The 23,661-nt window shown below is 68.9% G+C and carries 25 protein-coding genes and 1 tRNA gene; 17 read left to right on the top strand and 9 right to left on the bottom strand.

Annotated features, from left to right (window positions below):
- From OO52_RS18365 to OO52_RS18375, 3 genes are all read right to left on the bottom strand, one after another.
- On the bottom strand, positions 1–1,215 hold the full coding sequence (locus tag OO52_RS18365; protein ID WP_199819937.1) for a DUF262 domain-containing protein: 1,215 nt from the start codon (positions 1,213–1,215) through the stop codon (positions 1–3).
- A 200-nt stretch (positions 1,216–1,415) separates the two neighbouring features.
- Entirely contained in the window at positions 1,416–2,663 is a 1,248-nt protein-coding gene (locus OO52_RS18370; protein ID WP_030648423.1) for a hypothetical protein, read from the bottom strand.
- A gap of 158 nt (positions 2,664–2,821) precedes the next feature.
- Positions 2,822–3,214, bottom strand: coding sequence for a GntR family transcriptional regulator (locus OO52_RS18375; protein ID WP_030648425.1), 393 nt, complete (start codon positions 3,212–3,214; stop codon positions 2,822–2,824).
- A gap of 503 nt (positions 3,215–3,717) precedes the next feature.
- On the opposite strand from OO52_RS18375, the gene OO52_RS18380 reads away from it, so the two are divergent.
- The 13 genes from OO52_RS18380 to OO52_RS18440 all read left to right on the top strand — a co-directional run bounded on the left by OO52_RS18380 (position 3,718) and on the right by OO52_RS18440 (position 14,152).
- Entirely contained in the window at positions 3,718–4,011 is a 294-nt protein-coding gene (locus tag OO52_RS18380; RefSeq protein ID WP_030648428.1) for a hypothetical protein, read from the top strand.
- Entirely contained in the window at positions 4,008–5,012 is a 1,005-nt protein-coding gene (locus OO52_RS18385) for a DUF2637 domain-containing protein (protein ID WP_037629704.1), read from the top strand. Before OO52_RS18380 ends, OO52_RS18385 begins: the two co-directional genes overlap by 4 nt.
- Complete coding sequence (locus OO52_RS18390) at positions 5,012–5,392, top strand: RRQRL motif-containing zinc-binding protein (protein ID WP_030648434.1); 381 nt, start codon at positions 5,012–5,014, stop codon at positions 5,390–5,392. The genes OO52_RS18385 and OO52_RS18390 overlap by 1 nt, the downstream gene beginning before the upstream one ends.
- A gap of 88 nt (positions 5,393–5,480) precedes the next feature.
- A complete protein-coding gene (locus OO52_RS18395) occupies positions 5,481–7,706 on the top strand; it encodes a cell division protein FtsK (RefSeq protein ID WP_030648437.1) in 2,226 nt (741 codons plus the stop codon).
- Between the two features lie 141 nt (positions 7,707–7,847).
- Complete coding sequence (locus OO52_RS18400) at positions 7,848–8,099, top strand: hypothetical protein (RefSeq protein ID WP_030648441.1); 252 nt, start codon at positions 7,848–7,850, stop codon at positions 8,097–8,099.
- 38 nt (positions 8,100–8,137) lie between these two features.
- Complete coding sequence (locus tag OO52_RS52085) at positions 8,138–8,779, top strand: XF1762 family protein (protein ID WP_199819938.1); 642 nt, start codon at positions 8,138–8,140, stop codon at positions 8,777–8,779.
- Positions 8,776–8,970, top strand: coding sequence for a hypothetical protein (locus tag OO52_RS18410; RefSeq protein ID WP_030648447.1), 195 nt, complete (start codon positions 8,776–8,778; stop codon positions 8,968–8,970). The genes OO52_RS52085 and OO52_RS18410 overlap by 4 nt, the downstream gene beginning before the upstream one ends.
- A gap of 17 nt (positions 8,971–8,987) precedes the next feature.
- Positions 8,988–9,602: a hypothetical protein gene (locus OO52_RS18415; protein ID WP_030648449.1), complete on the top strand. Its 615-nt coding sequence runs from the start codon at positions 8,988–8,990 to the stop codon at positions 9,600–9,602.
- Positions 9,599–9,829: a hypothetical protein gene (locus tag OO52_RS18420; RefSeq protein ID WP_030648451.1), complete on the top strand. Its 231-nt coding sequence runs from the start codon at positions 9,599–9,601 to the stop codon at positions 9,827–9,829. Before OO52_RS18415 ends, OO52_RS18420 begins: the two co-directional genes overlap by 4 nt.
- 161 nt (positions 9,830–9,990) lie before the next feature.
- Positions 9,991–10,881: a bifunctional DNA primase/polymerase gene (locus OO52_RS18425; protein WP_030648453.1), complete on the top strand. Its 891-nt coding sequence runs from the start codon at positions 9,991–9,993 to the stop codon at positions 10,879–10,881.
- 409 nt (positions 10,882–11,290) lie between these two features.
- Positions 11,291–12,442 (top strand): DUF3631 domain-containing protein, encoded by a 1,152-nt coding sequence (locus OO52_RS18430; RefSeq protein ID WP_030648455.1) that lies wholly within the window; start codon positions 11,291–11,293, stop codon positions 12,440–12,442.
- A gap of 224 nt (positions 12,443–12,666) precedes the next feature.
- On the top strand, positions 12,667–12,876 hold the full coding sequence (locus OO52_RS18435; protein ID WP_030648457.1) for a helix-turn-helix domain-containing protein: 210 nt from the start codon (positions 12,667–12,669) through the stop codon (positions 12,874–12,876).
- 73 nt (positions 12,877–12,949) lie between these two features.
- A complete protein-coding gene (locus OO52_RS18440; protein WP_030648459.1) occupies positions 12,950–14,152 on the top strand; it encodes a site-specific integrase in 1,203 nt (400 codons plus the stop codon).
- Positions 14,153–14,235: 83 nt separating this feature from the next.
- On the opposite strand, the gene OO52_RS18445 is transcribed toward OO52_RS18440, so the two are convergent.
- The 3 genes from OO52_RS18445 to OO52_RS18455 form a co-directional block, all read right to left on the bottom strand.
- A tRNA-Pro gene (locus tag OO52_RS18445) sits at positions 14,236–14,309 on the bottom strand.
- 65 nt (positions 14,310–14,374) lie between these two features.
- A complete protein-coding gene (locus OO52_RS18450) occupies positions 14,375–15,133 on the bottom strand; it encodes a Pr6Pr family membrane protein (protein ID WP_030648463.1) in 759 nt (252 codons plus the stop codon).
- A gap of 155 nt (positions 15,134–15,288) precedes the next feature.
- On the bottom strand, positions 15,289–16,215 hold the full coding sequence (locus OO52_RS18455) for a metallophosphoesterase (protein ID WP_030648465.1): 927 nt from the start codon (positions 16,213–16,215) through the stop codon (positions 15,289–15,291).
- Positions 16,216–16,309: 94 nt separating this feature from the next.
- Here OO52_RS18455 and OO52_RS18460 point away from each other — a divergent pair, with 94 nt between their 5' ends.
- Complete coding sequence (locus OO52_RS18460; protein WP_030648469.1) at positions 16,310–16,777, top strand: GatB/YqeY domain-containing protein; 468 nt, start codon at positions 16,310–16,312, stop codon at positions 16,775–16,777.
- A gap of 251 nt (positions 16,778–17,028) precedes the next feature.
- Here the strand turns inward: OO52_RS18460 and OO52_RS18465 are convergent, their stop codons facing one another.
- A complete protein-coding gene (locus tag OO52_RS18465; protein WP_030648471.1) occupies positions 17,029–19,368 on the bottom strand; it encodes a transglycosylase domain-containing protein in 2,340 nt (779 codons plus the stop codon).
- Positions 19,369–19,858: 490 nt separating this feature from the next.
- Here OO52_RS18465 and wblA point away from each other — a divergent pair, with 490 nt between their 5' ends.
- On the top strand, positions 19,859–20,197 hold the full coding sequence (wblA, locus tag OO52_RS51550; protein ID WP_018547931.1) for a transcriptional regulator WblA: 339 nt from the start codon (positions 19,859–19,861) through the stop codon (positions 20,195–20,197).
- A gap of 253 nt (positions 20,198–20,450) precedes the next feature.
- On the opposite strand, the gene OO52_RS18475 is transcribed toward wblA, so the two are convergent.
- Together OO52_RS18475 and OO52_RS18480 are read right to left on the bottom strand one after the other, a co-directional pair.
- Complete coding sequence (locus OO52_RS18475; RefSeq protein WP_030648474.1) at positions 20,451–21,896, bottom strand: ArsA family ATPase; 1,446 nt, start codon at positions 21,894–21,896, stop codon at positions 20,451–20,453.
- Positions 21,893–22,870, bottom strand: coding sequence for an ArsA family ATPase (locus OO52_RS18480; protein WP_030648477.1), 978 nt, complete (start codon positions 22,868–22,870; stop codon positions 21,893–21,895). The genes OO52_RS18475 and OO52_RS18480 overlap by 4 nt, the downstream gene beginning before the upstream one ends.
- A 107-nt stretch (positions 22,871–22,977) precedes the next feature.
- Here OO52_RS18480 and OO52_RS51555 point away from each other — a divergent pair, with 107 nt between their 5' ends.
- Both OO52_RS51555 and OO52_RS18485 read left to right on the top strand, forming a co-directional pair.
- Complete coding sequence (locus OO52_RS51555; RefSeq protein WP_167347933.1) at positions 22,978–23,148, top strand: hypothetical protein; 171 nt, start codon at positions 22,978–22,980, stop codon at positions 23,146–23,148.
- A complete protein-coding gene (locus tag OO52_RS18485; RefSeq protein WP_030648480.1) occupies positions 23,145–23,609 on the top strand; it encodes a RidA family protein in 465 nt (154 codons plus the stop codon). Before OO52_RS51555 ends, OO52_RS18485 begins: the two co-directional genes overlap by 4 nt.
- Positions 23,610–23,661 lie beyond the last annotated feature (52 nt).

The raw sequence follows: 23,661 nt of genomic DNA on the forward strand, positions 1-23,661 counted from the left end.
CTACCCCTCGATAACGATGCGATTTTCGCGCAGGATAGGGATCTGCAATTCGATATCAAGCGCTTCGGCCAGTTCGCGCCCCCACAAGGAAAGCCTGCGATGTGTCGCCTGTGCGGTCTTAGTGGTAGTTTGGATCGACTCCACGAATCGCGTATTTCTTTCGCAGAGTGTACGGAAGGCGGAACTGACCGCCTCTTCGCGACCCGTAGTAGCTTCCCTGATCTCTGGGTCGGCGAAGTAGTAGGTCATGATGTCGAAGACTGCGCGGTTGAACCTACCCTCATAGCGTCCATTCGACCAACGGAAGAACGCGTCGTCGCCGAAAATCTCGAATGTTGTCTCGATGGCGGCGTCGCACTCTTTGCCGACCTGCCTGATGGACTCCTCTTCGTCCTCCCAATCGGAGTTAAGGTGATTCACCGTATCGTCAAGGAACTTTTTGAGATTCCCGGTGTAGTCTTCGAGAAGATACTGGAAGCCGAAGTATCGCAGGAGAATTTCGACATCCCGCATCCGGAAGTCCGGCTTATCATTTCGTAGGGCGGCCCGTAGCCAGCTGCTCTCAGACGCGGCATCGTCAAGGTAGTCCGTGAAAGGACCGGGATGTAGCGCTTGTCGGAGCTCCTGAGGAGAAAGTTTCACGCTGCCCGTGTTCAGTCGCAGAAACACGAGGTTCAGAAACTCTTCGTTGGGCCAGCGGCGGACGACTACAGTTCTGATTGTTTCATTCAGGAAAGCATTCAAATCATCTAGATATTTGTCCTCTTTTTCCATTTTTCTCAGCGTGGCCAGCCTGAGATCTTGTCGAACTTCGAGTCCTGACAGTGAAAATCCCTTGAAGTCCTCTTCTCCTTCGGCAGAGAAAGAGGACCCGGCCGCGAACTGTCGGAGTGCCAACAGTCGCTGCTTCCCGTCAAGCACAATAAATTTTCCCCGACGGTTCTTATCTTCAGCTAGAACGATCTGGGGAATGGGAAGTCCCAACACAAGAGACTCGATGAACCGACTCTTCCTGGGTTTACTCCACGCGTCCCGTCGCTGGAAACGAGGGTTCAGTTGAATGTTTCCTCGACGCAACTGGCTGAGAATCGTCTCAGCTGTCCAGTCTGTGTCCGTGACTACGGCCCGGGTGACGTCGTCAGAACTGACGCCTGTCCCCGCGTCATCCTCTTCTCCGTCGAGGTCATCCCACTCAAGTTCGTTAGCACTCGCCACAGCTCTCCACTCCTCACGTCCGGAGACACGTGGCACAAACTTACTCAAAGCAAAGGGACTTGCACATCTACATCCGCCGTCTCGCGGCAGACGACCCATCGTGCCAGCACTGTGACCAACCATCAGCCTGGATCATCTGTGGCCAGCCTGGCGGTGCAGAGGGGACCGAACAGGGCATGCCAGAACTTGCTGCGGACCCATCACTGCGGCAGGAAGCCCGGTTTCTCTAGGCCGAGAGCCTGGAGGCGTGCCAAGTAGTCCTGTGCTGCCGGTTCCGAGTTGTAACGGCGTTTGACCTCCGCGGCAAGCTCCCGGCTCGTCATGATCAGGGACGGCACAGATTGGCGGTCGCCGTTGAGAGCCCGTGTCCCCATGGTGAGCGCCTGCTCCAAGTCGCCCTCGCGTGCCGCAGTGACCCCCAGCGTGACGCGAGCTTCAGCGTTGCGCATCGGCGAACGCTCGGTGCCGTCGAAGTCCGTTCCCGCCCTCAGCACCTCTTCGGCGAGCGTGCGCGCAAGTTTGTCTTCGCCCACGAGCCGGTAGCAGTCCATCGCGTAGAAGTCGAACTTGGCAGGGTCCACCACAAAGTGGTTGTCCAGGTTCTCGGGGTACGGCATCCCCTCGAGCAACCGCCGCCCCTTGTCCAAGGCCACCTCGACCTGCCGGCGGTCCCCGATGCGGGCCCACGCCTTGGCTTCCTGCGCGGCGAGCTGCACGGCCACGCCGTGGTGCTGCGCCTTCTCGGCTCCGGCCTGCGCTGCCGCGATGACGCCGCGGTAGTCGCCGGTCGTGAGCGCGAACCATGCCCGCATCTCGTGCGCCCACCCGGCGACCTCCGCATGGTCGGCCTCGGTCGCGAGCGATAGCGCGGCCTGTCGCGTCGACTCGGCCGCGTGGCGGTCGCCCGTGTCGTACTCGACACAGCCGACCAGAAGTGCCAGCCAACCGGACAGTGCCAGCACCTCGCGGTGCTGCGCGAGCGTGAGGCTCTTCGTGTGGAGGTCGACGACACGACGGAGCCACTGCCTCCCCTCGATGAGGAGCTGCTCGCTCGGCATGAACGGGTATTCCGAGGCGAGTCGATCCGTGGTGATTCGCAGGGCATCGAGCGTGGCGTTGTCGACGTCAGACCGGTTGAGACGGCTCACGATCTCCAGCGTTTCCATCCCAGACGCTGCCAGGATCTCCTTGTCTCCGTCCCGCCGCGTGGGTGCTGGGAAGAGCGCACGTGTCACGGTGCCGAAGAGGGCCGCGATGATCGGTTGGTAGAAGTCGTTCGGCATCTGCCCCGACTCCCAGCGCTTCCACTGACGGATCATGCTCTCTTCTGCAGGGAGCTCCGTGGGAGCGTGCGCACGCAGTGCCCTGACTGCGTCCCGCTGCGACCAGTCGCGTGCCGCTCGCTCAGCCGCGATGCGCCGTGCCCATACGGGCCTGTCGTCGGTCATGCGCCCTCCTCCGAGTGCCTACTCCGAGTCTCGCCCGCGAGCCAGGGGGACAGGGAAGAGGACACCGGGGTGTCACCAGACGTGTCCCCGCCCCTGCCTCGCCGTCCCCTAGCTGTCACTTACCTCACAACTCCCGTTCCTCGCATGCTGGTTGCAGATCACGCACCACCCGGACCGGAGCGCTCGCCGAGCGCTTCGAGCCGTTCGACCCTGCCCCGTAGATCTGAGACTTGGGACGTGAGATGTTCGAGCTGACGCAGGACTTCGGGAAGGTCGACGCCGGCGCTCGCCTCCTGGGGTTCGGTCGCCTGCTCGGGGTCCCGAGCGTAGCTACCGCGGGTCGTGGTCGTGATGAGCCCATCCTCGCGCAGGATCGCGAGCGCACGCTGCACGGTCATTCCCGAGATCTTGAATCGCGTGGCCAAGTCCCGGACGGAGCCCACATGGGCCCCGGGCGGGATGGAGCCGTTCGCGATCTCCTGTCTCAGGATGTCGGCCGCTTGCTCGGACTCCGTCCGCGGGTCGTCTTTCGAGATTTCAGCGCTGGTCACGCCATCGAGCGTACCCACCGCTAGTACGCCCTAGCACGAGATCTCCGCGGACCTCTTGCGCAGTGGTACGTGCTAGTACATGCTGTTACGTATCAGCACGGCGAACCCTGTAGGGCTCGGCCGGCTGTGCCTGCAAGTGCTTGACCTGCAAGACCGCACAACCCAATGGGGGTCGCGTCCACGGACGCGACCTCAAGGGGCCCGGGACAGAGCGGGCCGAGGGCGGACCCGACCCTTTTCACTTTCGGGACGGCTTAGACCGAAAGGTCACGTCTTCATACGCCTACAACGGGGTCATGCCGCGCTACCTGGTACGGGCACGGCGCCCCCGAAGGAGACACGTTCACCGCCCCGGCATCCCGCCGCGAGGGCGTCGGGTCAAATCCGACCCCGGGCACTTCCCCTTGCCGTGCTGCGGCTCGGGTTCTTCCGGATCAGTCGCCGTCTCACCAAAACGCCTGCGGCTGCTCTGGCTCCCTGTCCCTCCGTTTTCAGGAGCTCTCATGCGCACGTACGTCGGCCGCCAACAGGCCGTTTCCGTTGATGACTTCGCCGAACTCGCGCTCGGTACCCCGGTTGAGCTGTGGCTCGGGGTTGAGGGCGAGACGGACGAAGAGCGCGCGGCTCGTCTGGACGCGGCGCGTGACATCCTCGCCGACCCGGAGTACTGCGACCTCCCCGACGACCTGGTCCGCCTGGCCGCGGGGATCGTCGAGGACCACCCGGAGCTGTTCGACGTGGTTCCGCTCCGCCGCCCCACCCGCCGTCGCTCGGCACGCCGGGGGGTGGCGGCATGACCACCGCGACGATCACCCCAGAGGCGCCGCCGTCTGGGGTGCCGCCGTTGACGAAGCCCGAGATGGGGCTCGCCGGAGTCGGTGCGCTCGCCGCGGCCGGCGTGGGCGCGCTCGGCCTCGTCTCGTCGTTCGACGCCGTGTCGGCCGCCGCGGCCCGCTGGGGCTTCGGTGAGCCGTGGATGCTGCCGGTCGGCATCGACGTGGCCATTCCCGTGTTCACCGTGGCCAACCTGCTGTTGATCCGGATGGACATGGCATTGGCTTGGGTGCGGTTCGTCCCCTGGGCACTCACGCTGGTCACGTGCGGCCTGAACGTCGCCGCCGGGCAGGGCATGTGGGCCAAGGTCGCGCACGGCACGATGCCGCTCCTGTGGGTCGTGTTCTCCGAGATCGGCGCACACATCTACGCCGTGCGCATCGGCGCTGCCACCGGGCGGCGCATGGAGAAGATCCGGTGGTCGCGGTGGCTGCTGGCCCCCGTGTCCACGTTCGCGCTGTGGCGCCGCATGACGCTGTGGGAGGTCACCTCCTACGCTCTGGCTCTCGCCTGCGAGCGGGAACGGCTGCTGGCCCGCGCAGACCTGCGCGAGAGGTACGGCCCGCTCTGGCGTTGGAGGACGCCGCGGCGCGAGCGCGTCATGCTGCGCATGGGCGAACTGGCCCCGGCCACCGAGCAGGAGGTAGCCGCGCCGCCTCTGGTGGAGGAACCGCCGGCTCCTCCGGCTGAGTCCAAGCCGCGCCCGCGCCGACGCGCCGCCATCAGTAAGGCCAAGGGCAAGGCTCAGCGCACCTTCGAGGAAGCGCTGATCGAGGCTCGGACGGTCACAGCGGAGTGGACGGACGCGGAAGTGACCGCGGACCGTCTCCGCACGACCCTGCACGTCTCCCAGGCCAATGCCCGGAAGCTGCGCGACACCCTGAAGTCAGAGCGCGCGCACGACCGTTCGCTGCGGTCTGTGGATGACTCGGAGGGCGAGGCACCCGCAGCTGAGGCCGCCTGATGGCCCCGGCATTGAGCAAGTGTTACGACCCCTCCGGTAGCCAGTACGGCATCCCCACCTACCCGTGGCGCTACGCCCCGGACGGGCTCGCAACGCGCCGCCAACTGCGCGCCCGTGGTCTGCGCCCCGGGGGCCAACCGATCGCGGCACAGGTGCTGCGCCCGCGCTACCGGCGCGGCCCGCTCGTCGCCTACCTGTACCGCGTCGACCGTGCCAAGCCGGTCCGGCCGATGACGCCGGGCAAGCGGTCCGCGCTCGCCAAAGCGATGCTCGCCCGACGTACCTGCCCGTCCTGCCGGACAGATGCCGGATACGTCATTCCCGTTTCGCTCGGCATGTGCGTGACCTGCGCCTACCCCGAGGAACAGCGCGCCGCCTGAACTTCGCACACGAGCCGGCGGGGCCGGTCCGCTCACCTCCTACAGCGACGGACCGCCCTCGCCTCTCCTCCCGATGGAAGGGACTGCAGTGAAGCACCCCGACGACGAAAACGAACTGTTCAACCGACTCGAAGCCGAGATGGGCGCCGACTCCGGGGGAGAGGTGGTCGACCTCGACAAGGCGCGGTCGGCCCGCGCCGGGTCAACCGACCCGACCACCCGACCCGACTCGGACCCGTCGGCCGACCCGGAGAACGGTCGGTCGGGCACCGAGTCGGCCGACCCGACCGTCCGCGCGATGGTCGACCAGCCGACCCCGACCGCGGCCGGTCCGGGCTACCTCGGTCGGCTGGTCGCCGCGCAGCGCCGCCCGGTCGTACCGCAGTGGCTCAAGTCCGTGGCGGAACTGCGGACCGCATCGGCGTGGGTGGCCCGCCACTATGCCCACTCGGTCGGCTATCACGCGCTGCGCACCCCGGTCTACGCCGCGCGCCTCGCGCTGCAAGCGCCGTCTGGCGCCGCGAAGTTCGTGGGCGGCACGATGCGGTGGGTGGCCGACCGCGAGGGTGAACCGGTCCGACTCGCCGCGGTCCGGCGCGAGGACGCCGCGGAGTACCTGAAGCTGTCGCGGCAGCGCGACGGACGGGTCCGACTGCGCACCCTCGTGACCGTGCTCGCGATGTTCGTCGGGCTGGGCGCCGCGCTCGCCATGTACGTGCTCGCACCTGACTGGCTTCAGGCTGTCTCCGTGAGCGCGGTCGTGATGGCGCTCGGTTACGCCGGCCGGAAGGCGGATGCCCCGGTCATCCACCGCGCGGTGGAGCTGCCCAAGGCGGTCAAGCTCACCAGTGACATCGTGCTGAGGGCGCTCGGCTCGCTCGGCATCCCCGCCATCAACCAGGCGCAGGCTAAGGGGCGCGATGGGTTCGAGTTCACCGCGCCCATCACGCGCGACGGCCCCGGCTGGCGTGCGGAGGGCAACCTCCCGTACGGCGTGACCGTGACCGACATCATCGAGCGGCGCGAGCGTCTCGCCTCCGGCCTGCGTCGGCCGCTCGGATGCGTGTGGCCCGAGGCGGTGCCGGACGAGCACACCGGACACCTGGTGCTGTGGGTCGGTGATCAGGACATGTCCAAGGCCAAGCAGCCCAAGTGGCCGCTGCTCAAGACCGGCTCCGTCGACCTGTTCAAGCCGGTCGCCTACGGCACCGACCAGCGCGGTCGGTGGGTCGCGGCAACGCTGATGTACATCGCGGGCGTCATCGGCGCCATCCCGCGCATGGGCAAGACGTTCCTGCTCCGTCTCCTGCTCCTGATCGCGGCGCTGGACCCGAGGGCGGAACTCCACACGTATGACATGAAGGGCACCGGTGACCTCGACCCGGTCGGGGACGCCGTGTCGCACCGGCACGCCGCGGGGGACGATGACGACTCCATCGAGTACTGCCTGAACGACTTCAGGGCGCTGCGCGAGGAACTCCGACGCCGAACCAAGGTGATCCGGTCCCTGCCGCGGGACATCTGCCCGGAGTCGAAGGTGACCAGCGAACTCGCCGACAAGCGGTCGTTGGGCCTGCACCCGATCGTGATCGGCGTAGACGAGTGCCAGGTTCTCTTCGAGCACCCCGAGCACGCGAAGGAGTTCGAGGAGATCGCGACCGACCTGGTCAAGCGCGGTCCGGCCACCGGCATCGTTCTGCTGCTGGCCACCCAGCGACCGGACGCGAAGGCGCTGCCCACGGGCATCTCCGCGAACGCGTCCGCGCGCTGGTGCCTCAAGGTCATGGGCCAGTTGGAGAACGACATGGTGCTCGGCACGTCCGCGTACAAGCGAGGCGTGCGCGCGACCATGTTCGCCTGGGGTGACAAGGGCATTCACTACTTCGTTGGTGAGGGCTCGGACGCCCGGATCGTGCGTTCCGTCTACATCGACGGACGCGAGGCCGAAGCCATCGGCGCTCGTGCCCGCCGGCTGCGTGAGGAGGCGGGCACCCTCTCCGGGCACGCGCTCGGGGAGGCGCCGGAACCCACCGCTGCTGCCTACGACCTGCTCGCCGACATCCTCGCCGTCGTCGCCGCCAAGGAAGCCAAGGTCTGGTCCGAGACTGTCGTGAGCCGGCTCGCCGAACTGCGGCCCGAGGTCTACGACGGTTGGGACCCCGACGCGCTCGCCGCGGCCCTGAAGCCGCACGGCATCTCCACCATCCAGGTGGGTCGTCGCGTCGATGGGAAGGTCGTCAACCGGCGCGGCATCGACCGCTCGCACATCACCTCCGCGATTGCGGAGCGTAGCGGAAAGCGGGACGCGGGCTGACGCTCCGGGGCCGCTAGCGCTAGCGGCACATCCCGCTAACGTTAGCGGCCCCGCTAGCGCCTCAAACCTACTCTGATCAGGCCACTAGCGGATAGCGGCCTACCTGCGGAAACCCCTGGAAACCGCCTTGGAGGGCCCTTCATGACCCTTGCCCTGCTCGCTATCACCCTTCTATTCGGCGTGACTCTGTGCTACGTCGCCGTGTGTACCGCGTCGCCATTCGGCAACTGCCGCAAGTGCCGCGGCTGGGGCTTCGAGATGAAGACGGACCGTAAGGGCCGTATGAAGCGCGGCAAGGACTGCCGCCGCTGCAACGCCACCGGCAAGCGCATCCGCATCGGCCGGTGGCTCTACAACCGCTGGGCGCGCATCTACCGCGCCGGCGCACAGTGACCGCTCCGCCGGGCGCTGAGCGGCTCCACATCCGGCCCATGAAGTGGAAGGCCGCATGTGCCTACGTAGATGAGCATCACCGCCACCACGACCCGCCGCAAGGACATCAGTTCTCCCTCGGTGTCCAAACCGGCGGCGGACGGCTGGTCGGGGTAGCCATCGTGGGCCGCCCTGTGAGTCGCCACTTCGACAACGGGCTGACCATCGAGGTCACTCGCGTAGCCACCGACGGCACCACGAACGCCTGCTCCGCCCTGTACGCAGCTGCATGGCGCACCGCCCGCAGCGCGGGCTACCGCCGCGCCATCACCTACACCCAAGACGGCGAAAGCGGCGCGAGCCTGCGCGCCGCGGGCTGGCGCAAGGTCGCTGACCTGCCCGCCCGCGCGGGCTGGAACGCCCCGAGTCGTCCCCGCCGCACGCTCGGCACGGAGAACGTAGCCCGCGCACTGTGGGAGATCACCACCCACGACGCCCCGCCGCTGCCCGAACTGCGTGACGAAACGCGTGACGAAACCAAGCCCGTCGGCCGCCGCTCGCAGCGCTGCCCGGAGTGCAAAAACCCGATCACTGCGGCCCCCACCGGGCGGCCTCCGCGCTACTGCTCACCGGCATGCCGCCAACGCGCCTACCGAAGCCGCATCACCCGGACCACACCCCCGAGGAGTTCGCTCACATGATCCTCAACATCTCCGCCGTCCTGCTCTTCGGCGCCGCCTCCGCGTTCGCCGTCAAGACCAAATCGGCCGGAGGCGGTGCCGCCCTCGCGCTGTTCCTGTTCGGCTTCTTCACCGCCGGCACCGGCGCCTACGAGCCCATCCACAACCTGGTGCAGGCGTTCGCCACCGCGCTCAGCGACCTCGGCAACTGAGAAAGGAGACCACGACCATGAACGAACCCATCGTCGTGCGGCACTGGCTCGCCATCGTCGCGCCCAAGGCAGTGCCCGCGCTCGCCACCACGACCGTGCTCGCGCTCGCCCGGATCTGGAATGCCAACGGAGCCGAACACTCCGTCGGCAACGCCGTGCTGATGACCGCCCTGTCCCTGGGGGCCGCGGCGGCCGGCGCGTGCGCCAGCGTCGGACGGGCGGGAGACTCCGTCATCGCCGGAACCGCCTTCGCCGCGTCCGGCGCGCTCGCCTTCGCGGGCGTGGCCGGGTACGCCGACGGCATGTCCCTGCCGCTGCTGCTGTGGTCCGTGGCCACCGCGGGCGCGTACGGGCTGGCTGCCAGGTACTGGCGCCGCGACCGCCGCGACACGCTCACGTACGAGCGGCACGTGAGCGAGCGGCGCGAGGAGCGCGCCCACATCGAGCGCGTCGAGACGCTGCGCGCCACGACCCAGGTCGAGGTGGCGCGCGCCGGCGCTGCCTACGCCGAACAACTCGCCGCGGCGCTCACCGCCCGAGCCGCGCTGCCCGGCTTCGACTCGAAGAGCATCGAGACCGCGGGTCTGCCCGCGCTGCCCGGTGCCGAGATCAGCAAGGAGCGTGGCTGGTGACCGGCAACCAGACCCGCCGCACGGATGCCCTGCTCTCCGAGGCGCACCGCAACCCGCACGGCCCGATCACGACCGGCAGCGTGATGCGCCTCTACGCCCGGCTCGGGATCGCGCCCAAGAGGGCCACGGCCCGGGGTGACCTGAAGACGCTCGTCCGGCAGGGCCTGCTCACCGAGCACGGCCCGAGCCACCAGCGCCACTACGCGCTGCGCACCACCCACCAGTAGCTACGCCCGAGGCGGGCGCCGTCTCACCACAAGCCTGCGCCCGCCCCGGTTCTCCAGTCCCTCCATAGAGAACAGGAGACCTCAAGCATGACCCAACGTCGTGCATTCGGCGAGGGCCGTCCGGCCCATGCCACCCCATCGAGCACGCTGGGGGTGAGGGTATGAACCGCCACCTCCTCTACGCCGCACTCGACGCCGCGGAGCGCGGCTGGGCCGTCCTCCCGCTCCGCCCCGGCGGCAAGCGCCCCGCCCTACATGGTGAGGACGTGTGCCCCGGCATCGGAGACTGCGCCGGCGGTCACCGCAAGTGGGAGGAGCGCGCCACCATCGACCCGGACCGCATTCGTCGGGCGTGGGGCGAGCTGCCGTTCAACGTCGGCATTGCGACCGGCCCGTCCGGGCTGGTCGTGGTCGACCTCGACATGCCCAAGCGGAAGAGCAGCACGGACACGCCTAGCGGCGTGACGACCTTTACGGCGCTCTGCGAGCGCGCCGGACAAGCTGTGCCTACGACCCGCACAGTGCGGACCGCGAGCGGTGGCGTCCACCTGTACTTCACCGCTCCGGCCGACTTGCGGCTCGGCAACACGGCCGGACGGCTCGGCAAGCGCATCGACACCCGGGCGTGGGGCGGTTACGTGGTCGCCCCCGGCAGCATCACCCGTGCGGGTACCTACGCGCTCGTCAACGACGTGCAGCCCGCCCCTCTGCCCGAATGGCTCAGCGCCCATCTGACGGGTTGTCACTCCGCGCGGGCACTAACGGCTGCACCGTCGGCTGTCCGAGCGTCCAAGTACGCCGCAGCGGGCTTGAACGCCGAAACGGCGTCCGTACGGCAGGCTCCGGAGGGCGAGCGCAACGCCACCTTGCTCCGGGCGGCGCGAGCCCTGGGGCGGTTCGTCGCGTGGGGCGACCTCCCCAGGGAGCAGGTTGAGGAGGCTCTTCAGTTGGCGGGGGAGCAGGCCGGTCTGTCCCCGCGGTCCTGCATGGCCACCATTCGCAGCGGGCTGAACTGGTCGATTGCCCGCAACCAGCAGCGGAGGGCAGCGTGAGTCCCCGCTCTCGCTCCTCGCTGAGGTTGGTCCACTCCGCGGAACGGCCAGCGGACGGCGGCACGGCCACCCGCTCCCGCCCTCCACTGAAGAGCCTTCCCGCAACCCCGTCCGGCCCGCGCGCCGCGGGCAACGCCGAGTCCACTCCGGCCGTGGGCGAGCCGAAAGGCGCCGCCCGCAAGGGCGACCCTTCTGCTCTTCGTTCTGACCCGCACACGGTCACCGTGACCGGCATCATGCCGGGTCTCCAGATCCGCACGACCGGCGTACCGGTGGCCGACTGGCTTTGCTCCTGCGGGCACCACGAACGGGCTCGTGGCCGCGCCGCCGTCACCGAACTCACCGGACGCGTACACGTCGGCGTCTGCCCTCACCGCACCACCCCTGTACAGGAAGGGAGGACCCTCGCATGACTTCCACCACGAACGGCGCGGTCCTGCTCGATGAGGTGGAAGCCTTCCACCGCCGTTTCAACATCTTCCCCCTCGACGCCGCGTACGTCGCCGTGACGCTGTGGGACGCGCACGCACACCTGCTCGACTGCTTCGACTCCACCCCGCGGCTCGCGTTCCTGTCGCCGGAGCCGGGCTCCGGCAAGTCCCGAGCGCTGGAGATCGTGGAAACCCTCGTGCCGCAACCGATGGTGGCGGTCAATGCCTCCGCCTCCGCGCTCTTCCGCGCGGTGTCGGGAATGGAGGGAAGGCCCACGATCCTGTTCGACGAGATCGACACAGTCTTCGGTCCCAAGGCCGGAGAGAACGAACAGCTCCGAGGCTTCCTTAACGCCGGCCACCGCCGCTCCGGCGTCATGTGGCGCTGCGTGGGCGACGGCTCCAACCAGCAGGTACAGGAGTTCCCGTCGTTCTGCGCCGTCGCGGTTGCCGGGCTCGGCTCGCTGCCGGACACGATCCTCACGCGCTCGGTCATCGTCCGCATGCGGCGCCGCGCCCCGAACGAGCAGGTGGAGCCGTTCCGGCAGCGCATCCACGAGAAGGAAGGGCACGCGCTGCGCGAGCGGCTTTCCACCTGGGCCCAGTCCGTCCGCGACCAGGTCGACGGGGTGTTCCCGGAACTCCCGGAGGGCATCACCGACCGGCCCGCGGATGTGTGGGAACCCCTGCTCGCCATCGCGGACGCCGCTGGAGGCACATGGCCGGCGCGGGCTCGCGCCGCCTGCATCGAGCTGGTGAACGCAGCCAAGACCAGCGACAAGGGCAGCATCGGAATCCGCCTGCTCACTGACCTCCGCGACTACGTGTTCAACGGCATCGACCGTCTGCCCACCGTCGCCATCCTCGACAGGCTGCACAGCCTTGAAGAGGCGCCGTGGGCGGACATGAGCGGCAAGCCGCTCGACGCGCGCGGGCTGTCGAGGATGCTCCGGGAGTACATGACCGCGGACAACACCCCGATTGCGGCCCGCAACATCAAGACCGGTGGGAGCGTCATGAAGGGCTACTACGCGACCGATCTGCACGACGCGTGGCAGCGCTACTGCCCGCCCCCCGCGGAAAGTCCGCTACTTCCGCTACCGGCGCTACCGGGCAGGTCAGAGCCCTAGAAGGGGTAGCGGATCGGTACTCCGTATCCGCTACCGCGACGCTCCATCCGCTACTCGCCCCGGCCACGACTCCAGGGCCGGTAGCGGCTCCATCCGCTACTGCTGTCTCCATCCGCTACTTGGATCACGCCTTTGACCAGGGCGGTAGCGGAGGTAGCGGAAGTAGCGGACCTGACAGGAAGGGGGCCACAGCCCCCGGAACCCTGCCGAGGAGGCACCGCCGCATGAGCACCGTTGCCGCACCCGCCGAACAACTCCTCTACCGACCCGAGGAAGCGGCCAAGGCTCTCCGCATCGGACGCTCGATGGTCTACGAGGAGATACGCCTCGGACGACTTCAGACCGTCCGCATCGGCCGTCGCCGACTCGTGCCGCCGGAGTACATCGCGCAGTACGTCGAACTCCTCAAGCGCGAGGCGGAAGCCAACGCCTGAATTCCCCAACACCCGTTCCACAGGGCCGCGTCCTTCAGGGCGCGGCCCTGTACTTTTGGAGGCACGACGCAGCATGAGCGAAACCCCGAAGCGCGCCACCAGGGCCGGTCATGGCCAAGACACCATCTATTGGGACGCGGCCAAGAAGCGGTACGTCGGGGCCGTTTCCCTGGGCTACGCCCCGAACGGCAAGCGCCGCCGGCCGAAGGTCTACGGCAAGACGAAGACCGAAGTGCGGCAAAAGATCCGGGACTTGAAGAAGGAAGTACAGACCGGCGTCAAGTCACCGGTGAACTACACCGTGGCCGACGCTGTGAACGACTGGTTGGAGCGCGGCCTCAAGGGACGCGAGGAACTGACTCTCAGCAAGAACCGCAGCATGGCGAACAAGCACCTGGTTCCGCTGCTCGGCAAGGCGAAGCTGAAGGATCTCAGCGCAGACGACGTTGACGACTGGTTGGACGACAGGGCCGAAGTGCTCGCCACGCGAAGCCTGCGCGACCTGCTCGCTATCCTGCGTCGCTCCATCGCGCACGCCCAGCGCAGGGACAAGGCGGCGCGGAACGTCGCCCTGCTCGTCACCGCCCCGGAGGGGCGCCCCGGCCGGCCGAGCAAGGCACTGAACCTGGAGCAGGCCAAAGCCGTGCTCGCCGCCGCGCGAGGCTCGCGGCTGTACGCGTACCTGGTGCTGTCACTTCTGAGCGGCGTCCGCACGGAGGAGGCGCGCCCCCTCACCTGGGACCACGTGTTCCTGGAGACGAAGGACGGCATCCCGCCGCACGTCGCGGTGTGGCGCTCGGTGCGCAAGCACGGCGAGACGAAGACCAGGAAGAGCCGGCGGACCATCGCTCTGCCGAAACAGGTGGTCGACGTCCTCGAAGAGCACCTGCGGTGGCAGCAGCAGGAGCGGGCATCGAGGGGGATGGAGTGGAGCCGGAGCGGCCGTGTCTTCACGACCAGGACCGGCGAGCCGCTCGACGCGGCCAACGTCCGGCGCGACTTCAAGGCCATCGTGCGAAAGGCGGGCCTGAAGCCGGAGTGGACGCCGCGGGAGCTCCGGCACAGCTTCGTGTCGCTGCTCTCTGACCATGGCATCCCGCTGGAGACGATCGCTCTGCTGGTCGGTCACAGCAGCCAGGCGACGACCGAGGCGGTCTACCGGAAGCAGCTCCGACCCGTGATCACGAAGGGTGCCGAAGCCATGGACGACATCTTCGCCGATGATCAGGAAGGGGAGGAGGCGGAGGAGCAGGAAGAGGGCGGCGCGGTGGCCTGATCAACTTCGTTTGGCCCCCCGTTTGGCCCCCCGAGCACGACAAAGGGCCAATCGCGATCATGCGATTGGCCCTTTGACCTGTGTCGGGGTGGCGGGATTTGAACCCACGACCTCTTCGTCCCGAACGAAGCGCGCTGCCAAGCTGCGCTACACCCCGGTGTCGCTGCTCTCGCGGCGACGACGTTTACTTTAGCCCACCGGTGGCTGTAGACGAAATCCGGTTTAGGCGGGGTGGCGGACCGGGGTCGGGCGGGCGTGGTCGAGGGCCACCAGGAGGACGGCCAGGGCGTAGATCGCGAGGCCGATGAGGAGGGCGTTGGCCAGGATGCTGCGGTAGCCGTGGGTCGCCACGTCCAGGAAGGGATAGAGGTACCGGGACGGGCTGGCCGGTGGCAGGAACGCGGGCCTCGTGAGGGAGAAGACCAGGTAGGCCAGGGGGTAGAGGAGCCAGGCCGCGGTCTGGCGCAGGTGCAGGCGGGCCGCGGGGGTCAGGAGGAGCCAGTCGAGCAGGGCCGCCACCGGGACCACGAGGTGGAGGACCTGGAGGGCTGCCCACTGGGCGTGCCAGCGCTCCGGGGGTGCCGTCGCTCCGGTCATGGAGAACGGGGGCGTCGTGTGGGCCAGGAGCAGGTGGTAGACCAGCGCCGAGGTCAGGACGTAGAGGAGCGTCGCCCCTGTCACGGCCGACGGGAGCGGACGGCGGGCCCGCCAGGCCCTCGACGCGGACAGGAGCATGACTACGGTCAGCAGGATGCCGGCCTGGACGCTGAAGTAGCTCAGGATGTCGGCCGGGGGGCCCAGCAGGAGTTCCAGCGCGACGCCGGCGGCCGCCGCCACGGCGGTCACCAGGCGGAACACCGCGGCCCGGGGGCGGCGGACCGGGGCCACCACCGCCGTGGCCGGGACCGGGGCGGGCAGCAGCAGGGGCGGGCCCGGGACCGCGGGCAGGTCCGGGATCTCCCTGGGTATCGGGGCGGTCATGCCCTCACGCTAGGAGCGGGGGAGGGGGGCGGCCATGTGGACTCGTCCGTTTGGGGGACGGGGGTCCGGTCCGGTTTCCCGGTTGGCAGGCGGGCCGTGGTCCTGGCCCGGCCGCCCCCTCGCCCCCGCCCCTTGCCGCTTACCGTCTCGCCCCTTTACTCCTTCCCCACCAGCGTCAGCAGGGTCGCCTCCGGTGGGCAGGCGAAGCGGACCGGGGTGTAGCGGTTGGTGCCGCAGCCCGCCGAGACGTGGAGGTAGGAGGTGTGGCCCTCCGCCGTGTGCGTGGAGAGGCCCTTCACGCGGTCCGTGTCCAGGTCGCAGTTGGTGACCAGGGCGCCGTAGAAGGGGATGCACACCTGGCCGCCGTGGGTGTGGCCGGCCAGGATCAGCGGGTAGGCGTCCGCCGCGAAGGCGTCCAGGGCCCGCAGGTACGGCGCGTGGACCACGCCGAGCGAGAAGTCGTACGACCCGGACGGGCCGCCGGCCACCTGGGCGTAGCGGTCCCGCTTGATGTGCGGGTCGTCCAGTCCCGTCAGCTCGATCGAGACGCCCTCGACCTTCAGCACGCCCCGCGTGTTCGTCAGGTTCAGCCAGCCCGCCTCGTCGAAGCCGTCCCGCAGGTCCTCCCACGGGTTGTGGATCGCGCCGACGACCGGCGGGTTGCCGTTCAGGCCGTGCCGGCCCTGCACCTTCTCCAGCAGGTAGCGGGCGGGGTTGCGGGGCCTGGGGCCGTAGTAGTCGTTGGAGCCGAAGACGTACGCGCCCGGGAACTCCATCAGCGGGCCCAGGGCGTCCAGGACCTCGGGGACGCCCTCGGGGTCCGACAGGTTGTCGCCCGTGTTGATCACGAAGTCGGGGCGCAGTCCGGCCAGCGACTGCAGCCAGCGCTGCTTCTTGCGCTGCCCGCTCACCATGTGGATGTCGGAGACCTGCAGCACACGCAGCGGGCGCATGCCCGGGGGCAGGACCGGGACGGTGACCCGTCGGAGGCGGAAGGAACGGGCCTCGAAGCCCGCCGCATAGACCAGGCCGGCGGCGCCGGCCGCCACGATTCCCAGGGGGATTCCGTATCGCGCGCGCATGTGCCCATCGTGTCAGACGCGTTGGCCGTGGTGAGACCGCCCGCCGGGTAAATCGGCGGGCGTACCGTGCGGTGCACCTGCGACAATCGTGACCATGACCACCACGCTCAAGTCGAAGCTGCACGCCGACCTCAACGCCGCGATCAAGGAGCGTGACGAGCTCCGCTCCTCGACCCTCCGGCTGACGCTCGCCGCGATCACCAAGGAGGAGGTCGCGGGCAAGGAGAAGCGTGAGCTCTCCGACGACGAGGTGCTGAAGGTGATCACCCGTGAGGCCAAGAAGCGCCGTGAGGCCGCCGAGGCCTTCGCGCAGGGCGGCCGTGCCGAGCAGGCGGAGCGGGAGAAGGCGGAGGGCGAGGTGCTCGCCGGGTACCTGCCCAAGCAGCTGTCCGACGAGGAGCTGAACGCGATCGTCGCCCAGGCCGTGGAGGAGGCGAAGGCGGCCGGTGCCGAGGGGCCGCGGGCCATGGGCGCCGTCATGAAGATCGTGAACCCGAAGGTGGCCGGCCAGGCCGAGGGCGGCCGGGTCGCCGCCGCGGTGAAGAAGCTGCTCCAGGGCTGACACGCGGAGCCGAAGAGCGAGGGCGAGCCCCTCCCTATGGGCTTCCCTCCCTATGGGCCTCCCTCTCTACGGGCTTCCCTCTCTACGGGCTTCCCTCTCTATGAGCTCCGGCTCCCTGCGGGCCCCGGCTCCCTGCGGGCTCCGCCTTGCTCTGCGGGCACCCGTTCTTCACGGCCCCCCGTTCATGACAGCGGGGCCGCACCCCTGACAGAGGTGCGGCCCCGCAGTCGTACCCGGCAAAGGGCTACGGGCTACCTTCGCCCGCCCCCGATCCCGTTCCCGTTGTTCCCGCCGTTGACCTGGCCCTCGATGAAGTTCCCGGGGATGGAGATGGTCGGGGTGGGGAAGGTGCCGCCGAGGGTGCCGCCGGTCGCGTCACCCGTGCTGCCGTCGGTCGTTCCCCCGTCCGTCGGTCCGCCGATCAGTCCCCCGGTCAGCCGTCCCGTCGTGTCCCCGTTGTTGCCGTCCTCCGTCCCCCCGTCGCCTTTTCCCTGATCATCACCCTCGTGGGTGTCGTCGGGGATGTCGACCAGGTGGAAGTCCTCCACGGGCTTGTCCTCCAGCGCGCCGCTCATCATGTCGCGCCAGATCGGGCCCGGGACCTCACCGCCGTAGACCTTGTCGTGCGGGACGCCGCCGATGGTGATGTTGGTCATCTTCCGCTTGTGCTGCGGGTCGCCGACCCAGACCGCGCCCGCCATGTTCGGGGTGTAGCCGACGAACCAGGCCGCGAAGCGCTCGTCCGTCGTACCCGTCTTGCCCGCGCTCGGGCGGCTGCCGAGACCGGCCTCCTGACCGGTGCCGTCCTCGACCACGCCCTTGAGGAGCGTGCTGACCGTGTCGGCGGTCTTCTCCGACATCGCCCGCGAGCAGGTCGACTTCGGCACCGGCAGGGACTTCTGCTCGCTGCCGACCTTCTTGGTGACCGATTCGATGGCGACCGGGGTGCAGTACATCCCGCGCGACGCGAAGGTGGCGTACGCGTTCGCCATCGTCAGCGGGGACATCTCCTGGGTGCCGAGCGCGATGGAGGGGGCCTGCTGGATCGTGCGGCCGTCCGCGCGCTGCACGCCCATCTTCTTGGCCATGTCGATGACCGGGCAGATGCCGATGTCGCTGATCAGCTGCACGTAGTAGGTGTTGACCGACTTGGCGGTCGCCTCCTTCATGGCGTACGGGCCGCGCTCGGACTCGTTCTCGTTGGTCAGCTTGGTGGGCTTGTTCGGGTCGTCGTGCCAGGTCTTGCCGTCGCACGCGGAGACCGGGCTCGGGTACGTCATCTCGTACGGCGACGAGTACTCCTGCGTCGGGGGCTTGCCCCCCTCGATGGCCGCCGCGGCGACGATCGGCTTGAACGTGGAACCGGGCTGGTAGCCGGCGCCGCCGCCCATGTCCCCGTTGACCGACAGGTTGATCGTCGTCTCGTCGTTCTTGACGTTGACGCCGTACGGGCGGGACTGGCCCATGCCGAGGATCTTGCCGGTGCCGGGCTCGACGATGGTCGCGGCGGTCGCCACGGCGTCGCTCTTGTAGACGTGGTCCTTGATCGACGCCTGCACGGACTGCTGGGCCTGCGGGTCGAGCGTCGTACGGATCGTCAGGCCGCCCCGGTTCCAGAGCTTGGCCCGGTCCTCCTTGGTCTTGCCGAAGACCGGGTCGGTGAGGACGACCTGGCGGACGTAGTCACAGAAGAAGCCGGCGCCCTTCACCGCGGTGATGCAGCCGTTCTTGGGGCGGCTGGTGTGCAGGCCGAGCGGCTTCTCCTTGGCCTGGTCGGCCTCCTTCTGGGAGATGTCGCCGACCTCCGCCATGCGCTGGAGGACGGTGTTGCGCCGCTTGGTGGCCTCCGCCTCGTCGTTCACCGGGTCGTAGCGGCTCGGGGACTGCACGATGCCGGCCAGCAGTGCCGACTCCTGGAGGTTCAGGTCCTTGGCGTGCTTGGAGAAGTAGCGCTGGGCGGCGGCCTCCACGCCGTAGGCCTGCTCGCCGAAGAAGGTGATGTTGAGATAGTTCTCCAGGATCTTCTTCTTGCCGAGCTTGTCCTCGATCTGGATCGCGTACTTCAGCTCGCGGATCTTGCGGCCCAGGGTCTGCTGGGTGGCCTCGGCGACCTTCGTCGGGTCGTCGCCGGCCTCCTCGATGAAGTAGTTCTTCACCAGCTGCTGGGTGAGCGTGGAGGCGCCCTGGGCGACCCCGCCCTCCTGCGCGTTCTTGTTCAGGGCACGCAGCACGCCCTTGAGGTCGACGGCGCCGTGCTTGTAGAAGCGCGAGTCCTCGATCGCGACGATCGCCTTCTGCATGTACGGCGAGATGTCCTTGAGGTCCACCACCGTGCGGTCGCGGGAGTAGACGGTCGCGATCTGTTTGCCCTGGTCGTCCAGGATCGTCGTGCGCTGGCTGAGCTGTGGGCTCTTCAGATTGGCCGGGATCTCGTCGAAGCCCTTGACCGAGCCCTTGGCCGCGAGGCCCAGCGCGCCGGCAGCGGGCAGCGCGATGCCCGCCATCACGGCTCCGGCGAGCACACTGACACCGAGGAACTTGGCGGCCTGCTGCATGGGCGACAGACCGCCGCCCGGGCGCTTCTTTGGCATGGGGGCAGCCTAATCCGTACTGTTGAGCGTTCCGAAGGAGCGACCGCATCACGGCACGGCAAAGCGGGGGGTCTTCGCTCCCATTCGCCGGACACGCGCGCAGGCCTTGGCCTAAGCTGCTCTCAACTGTCACAGCCGAGCGGTCACGTAGCTATACGTCCGGCGAACCCGAATCGTTCCGGACGTAGCCCGAAATTCCCAGGGACGAGCCCGTCTCCTGAGAAGGGCGAGCCCGATTCCGCCTCGTGTGTCACCTGGCGCCCGATGTGACGTACCACGACTGTCCCGGTTTGCCGGGATGATCACGCATGTCGCCAGGTCACTCCCGCGGGTGATCTGCCGCTTACCCATAGTCCGTTCGGGCCATTCAAGATTGGGCCCGCAGGGGGTGTTGCGCTGTCCCCACCTTCCGTAACGTCCTCAACTGGCGGCGGTGAATATGCCGCTGCCGCCGTGGGGGAGCCTCGATTCGGGAGAGGACGGCGCCGGTATGGGCTGGGTAACCGACTGGAGTGCGCAGGCTGCCTGCCGCACTACCGATCCGGATGAACTGTTCGTTCAGGGAGCAGCGCAGAACAGAGCGAAGGCGGTGTGCACCGGATGCCCGGTACGCACGGAGTGCCTGGCGGACGCGCTGGACAACCGCGTGGAGTTCGGCGTGTGGGGAGGCATGACGGAGCGTGAGCGCCGCGCGCTGTTGCGCCGGCGGCCCACCGTGACCTCCTGGCGGAGACTGCTGGAAACCGCCCGCTCGGAGTACGAGCGGGGCGCGGGCATCGTGCCCCTCGACAACGACGAGGTGTACGAGAACTACGCGGCGGTGAGCTGAGGCATCCCCCCGGGGTATTCGCCCGGGGCATTCGCCAGGGGCACATCGCGGGGACAAGGTCCGATCCGGCAACGGGTGCATGGTCCGGCAAGGCCGCCTCGGCAGCCGCCCGCGAGCAAGGCCGCTTCGGCAGCCGCCCGCGTACACCTTCCGCGCGTGTGTGCGGAGCCTGGCGCGTGTGACGGCGCGCGACCGCCGTTCCTGTGGTCCGCCGCGTCCTGTGGCCCCGCCCACCTGCCTCCAGGCCTACGGCCTACGCGCGTTCCGGCCGGCCCGCCGCCAGGCGGTCACCGATGTCGCGCAGGCCCGTGAGGTCGTGGACGTCCCCGGGCAGCGCGGGTACCTCGACCACCGCCACCTCGGGGTGGCGGGCGGTGAAACGGTCCCGCGTGCGCTGCTCGCGCGAGAGCAGCTGCATGCGGTCGGCGTGCAGCCTCAGCAGTCCCACGGTGAGCCGGTCGACGGAGCGCTCCGTGTCGGCGGGGGAGCCTTCCTCGGAAGCGGTGGCTGCGGCCTCGGCCGCGGTCTCGGCTGCGGGCTGTGCCGCGGTCTCGGCTGCGGGCTGTGCTGCGGTCTCGGCCGCCGGCTGTGCTGCGGTCTCGGCTGCGGGACGTGCCTCCGCCTCGGCCGCGGAAGTTCGTGAACTGCCGTATGTGTCGGGAGAGTTACGAAGTCCAGCTTTCCCGTCCCCCTGATCGACAATGCGGGGGTCCTCAAGATTTTCCGCGGCGGCGAGCGCCCGCTCGGCCGACAGCCGTCCGGCGCCGCTGCCATGGACCCGGTTGAGCACCAGGCCCATCAGCGGCATGTCCTCCGCCGCCAGCCGCTCCACGAAGTAGGCGGCCTCACGCAGGGCGTCCCGCTCCGGCGCGGCCACCACCAGGAACGCCGTGCCCGGCGCCTGGAGCAGCTTGTAGGTGGCGTCCGCGCGCGTGCGGAAACCGCCGAAGGTGGTGTCCATCGCGGCCACGAACGTCTGCACGTCCTTCAGCAGCTGACCCCCCAGCAGCTTGCCCAGCGTGCCGGTCATCATCGACATGCCGACGTTGAGGAAGGCCATCCCCGCGCGGCCGCCGAGCTTGGCGGGGGCGGTCAGCAGCCGGATGAGGCGGCCGTCCAGGAAGGAGCCGAGCCGCTTGGGCGCGTCCAGGAAGTCCAGCGCGGAACGGGAGGGCGGGGTGTCGACCACGATCAGGTCCCACTCCTCCTTCGCCCGCAGCTGGCCCAGCTTCTCCATCGCCATGTACTCCTGCGTGCCCGCGAAGCCCGCCGAGAGCGACTGGTAGAAGGGGTTCGCCAGGATCGCGGCGGCCCGCTCCCGGTCCGCGTGCGCCTCCACGACCTCGTCGAAGGTGCGCTTCATGTCGAGCATCATGGCGTGCAGCTCGCCGTCGCCCTCCGTGCCCTTCACCCTGCGCGGCACGTTGTCGAGGGAGTCGATGCCCATCGACTGGGCCAGCCGCTTGGCCGGGTCGATGGTCAGGACGACCACCTTGCGGCCCCGCTCGGCCGCCCGGAGTCCGAGGGCGGCCGCGGTCGTCGTCTTGCCGACCCCGCCCGCGCCGCAGCACACCACGATCCGGGTCTTCGGGTCGTCGAGCAGCGGATCGATGTCCAGCACGCGCGCGGGGGAGAGCCGCGAGCGTGCCGCGTCCTGGTGGGGGGCGGCGTCCCGCGCCTCGGCCGGGTCCGGACTCATGACAACCCCTGCTTCCGCAGCTCGGTGGCGAGTTCGTACAAGCCCGCGAGGTCCATGCCCTCGGCGAGCAGCGGCAGTTCGTGCAGCGGCAGGCCCAGCTCGCCGAGGACCGCGCGCTGCTCCTGCTCCAGCGCGTACCGCTCGGCGTACTCCGCGGCCTGCTCCAGCAGCGGGTCCACCAGCTTCTCGGCGTTCCCGCCGCGCCGGGCCCCGCCCAGACCGGCCGTCGAGAGCGCCTGTGCGACCGATGAACGCTCCACGGTCCGTACGAGTTCCAGATCGGCCGCGTCCAACACCTCCGGCCGGACCATGTTCACGATGACCCGGCCCACCGGAAGCCGGGCCGCGCGGAGTTCGGCGATGCCGTCGGCGGTCTCCTGGACCGGCATTTCCTCCAGCAGCGTCACCAGGTGCACCGCCGTCTCCGGCGACTTCAGCACCCGCATGACGGCCTGCGCCTGATTGTGTATGGGGCCGATCTTCGCCAGGCCCGCCACCTCGTCGTTGACGTTCAGGAAGCGGGTGATGCGGCCGGTCGGCGGGGCGTCCATGACGACGTAGTCGTACGCGAACCTCCCCGACCTGTCCTTGCGGCGCACCGCCTCGCACGCCTTGCCGGTCAGCAGGACGTCTCTGAGGCCGGGCGCGATGGTGGTGGCGAAGTCGATCGCGCCCAGCTTCTTCAGCGCCCGGCCCGCGCCGCCGAGCTTGTAGAACATCTGGAGATAGTCCAGAAGGGCCAGTTCCGGATCGATGGCGAGGGCGTACACCTCGCCGCCGCCCGGAGCGACCGCGATCTTGCGCTCCTCGTACGGAAGTGCCTCCGTCTCGAAGAGCTGCGCGATGCCCTGCCGGCCCTCGACCTCCACGAGAAGCGTCCGCTTCCCCTCGGTCGCGAGGGCCAGCGCGAGTGCGGCGGCGACCGTCGTCTTTCCGGTCCCGCCCTTGCCGCTGACGACCTGGAGCCTGCTCACATCTTCGAGACTAACCAGTCCGGGCGACACTCACGCGGGAGGCTGTGGATAACGGGGGCCGTGGTGGGCCGCAGGACCCCCCGGTCACAGCGGCTACAGTCGCCCCCATGACCAAGAAGTGGGAATACCAGACCGTGCCGCTGCTGATCCATGCCACCAAGCAGATCCTGGACAGCTGGGGCGACCAGGGCTACGAACTCGTCCAGGTCGTGCCCGGGCCTAACCCGGAGTCGCTCGTGGCCTACCTGAAGCGGGAGAAGCCGGAGACGGACGCGTGAGCGCGGTCGAGGCCAAGCTGGCCGAACTGGGTCTGACCCTGCCGGAGGTCGTACCGCCGCTGGCCGCGTACCAGCCGGCCGTGCAGTCGGGGGTGTACGTCTACACCGCCGGCCAGCTGCCGATGGTGGAGGGGAAGCTGCCGGTCACCGGCAAGGTGGGCGCCGAGGTCACGGCGGAGGAGGCCAAGGAGCTGGCCCGCACCTGCGCGCTGAACGCGCTCGCCGCCGTGAAGTCCGTCGTCGGTGACCTGGACCGCATCGCGCGCGTGGTGAAGGTCGTCGGCTTCGTCGCCTCGGCGGCCGACTTCACCGGGCAGCCCGGTGTCGTCAACGGCGCCAGCGAACTGCTCGGTGAGGTGCTCGGCGACAAGGGCGTGCACGCCCGCAGCGCGGTCGGCGTCGCGGTGCTGCCGCTGGACGCGCCGGTCGAGGTGGAGATCCAGGTCGAGCTGGCCCAGTAGGACGCCCCGGCAGGCCCGCTGACCTCGGGTACCTCTCGAACATTCGCCCTAC

The organism is Streptomyces flaveolus, assembly GCF_000716535.1.
In the GTDB taxonomy this organism is placed as follows: domain Bacteria; phylum Actinomycetota; class Actinomycetes; order Streptomycetales; family Streptomycetaceae; genus Streptomyces; species Streptomyces flaveolus_A.

Excerpts from the sequence above, each read along its gene's own strand:
- OO52_RS51555 (WP_167347933.1), top strand. The coding sequence starts at position 22,978 with ATGACCAAGAAGTGGGAATACCAGACCGTGCCGCTGCTGATCCATGCC.
- OO52_RS52085 (WP_199819938.1), top strand. The coding sequence starts at position 8,138 with ATGAAGTGGAAGGCCGCATGTGCCTACGTAGATGAGCATCACCGCCAC.
- wblA (WP_018547931.1), top strand. The coding sequence starts at position 19,859 with ATGGGCTGGGTAACCGACTGGAGTGCGCAGGCTGCCTGCCGCACTACC.
- OO52_RS18465 (WP_030648471.1), bottom strand. The coding sequence starts at position 19,368 with ATGCCAAAGAAGCGCCCGGGCGGCGGTCTGTCGCCCATGCAGCAGGCC.
- OO52_RS18380 (WP_030648428.1), top strand. The coding sequence starts at position 3,718 with ATGCGCACGTACGTCGGCCGCCAACAGGCCGTTTCCGTTGATGACTTC.
- OO52_RS18425 (WP_030648453.1), top strand. The coding sequence starts at position 9,991 with ATGAACCGCCACCTCCTCTACGCCGCACTCGACGCCGCGGAGCGCGGC.
- OO52_RS18410 (WP_030648447.1), top strand. The coding sequence starts at position 8,776 with ATGATCCTCAACATCTCCGCCGTCCTGCTCTTCGGCGCCGCCTCCGCG.
- OO52_RS18455 (WP_030648465.1), bottom strand. The coding sequence starts at position 16,215 with ATGCGCGCGCGATACGGAATCCCCCTGGGAATCGTGGCGGCCGGCGCC.
- OO52_RS18370 (WP_030648423.1), bottom strand. The coding sequence starts at position 2,663 with ATGACCGACGACAGGCCCGTATGGGCACGGCGCATCGCGGCTGAGCGA.
- OO52_RS18440 (WP_030648459.1), top strand. The coding sequence starts at position 12,950 with ATGAGCGAAACCCCGAAGCGCGCCACCAGGGCCGGTCATGGCCAAGAC.
- OO52_RS18430 (WP_030648455.1), top strand. The coding sequence starts at position 11,291 with ATGACTTCCACCACGAACGGCGCGGTCCTGCTCGATGAGGTGGAAGCC.
- OO52_RS18390 (WP_030648434.1), top strand. The coding sequence starts at position 5,012 with ATGGCCCCGGCATTGAGCAAGTGTTACGACCCCTCCGGTAGCCAGTAC.
- OO52_RS18475 (WP_030648474.1), bottom strand. The coding sequence starts at position 21,896 with ATGAGTCCGGACCCGGCCGAGGCGCGGGACGCCGCCCCCCACCAGGAC.
- OO52_RS18460 (WP_030648469.1), top strand. The coding sequence starts at position 16,310 with ATGACCACCACGCTCAAGTCGAAGCTGCACGCCGACCTCAACGCCGCG.
- OO52_RS18450 (WP_030648463.1), bottom strand. The coding sequence starts at position 15,133 with ATGACCGCCCCGATACCCAGGGAGATCCCGGACCTGCCCGCGGTCCCG.
- OO52_RS18415 (WP_030648449.1), top strand. The coding sequence starts at position 8,988 with ATGAACGAACCCATCGTCGTGCGGCACTGGCTCGCCATCGTCGCGCCC.
- OO52_RS18385 (WP_037629704.1), top strand. The coding sequence starts at position 4,008 with ATGACCACCGCGACGATCACCCCAGAGGCGCCGCCGTCTGGGGTGCCG.
- OO52_RS18435 (WP_030648457.1), top strand. The coding sequence starts at position 12,667 with ATGAGCACCGTTGCCGCACCCGCCGAACAACTCCTCTACCGACCCGAG.
- OO52_RS18400 (WP_030648441.1), top strand. The coding sequence starts at position 7,848 with ATGACCCTTGCCCTGCTCGCTATCACCCTTCTATTCGGCGTGACTCTG.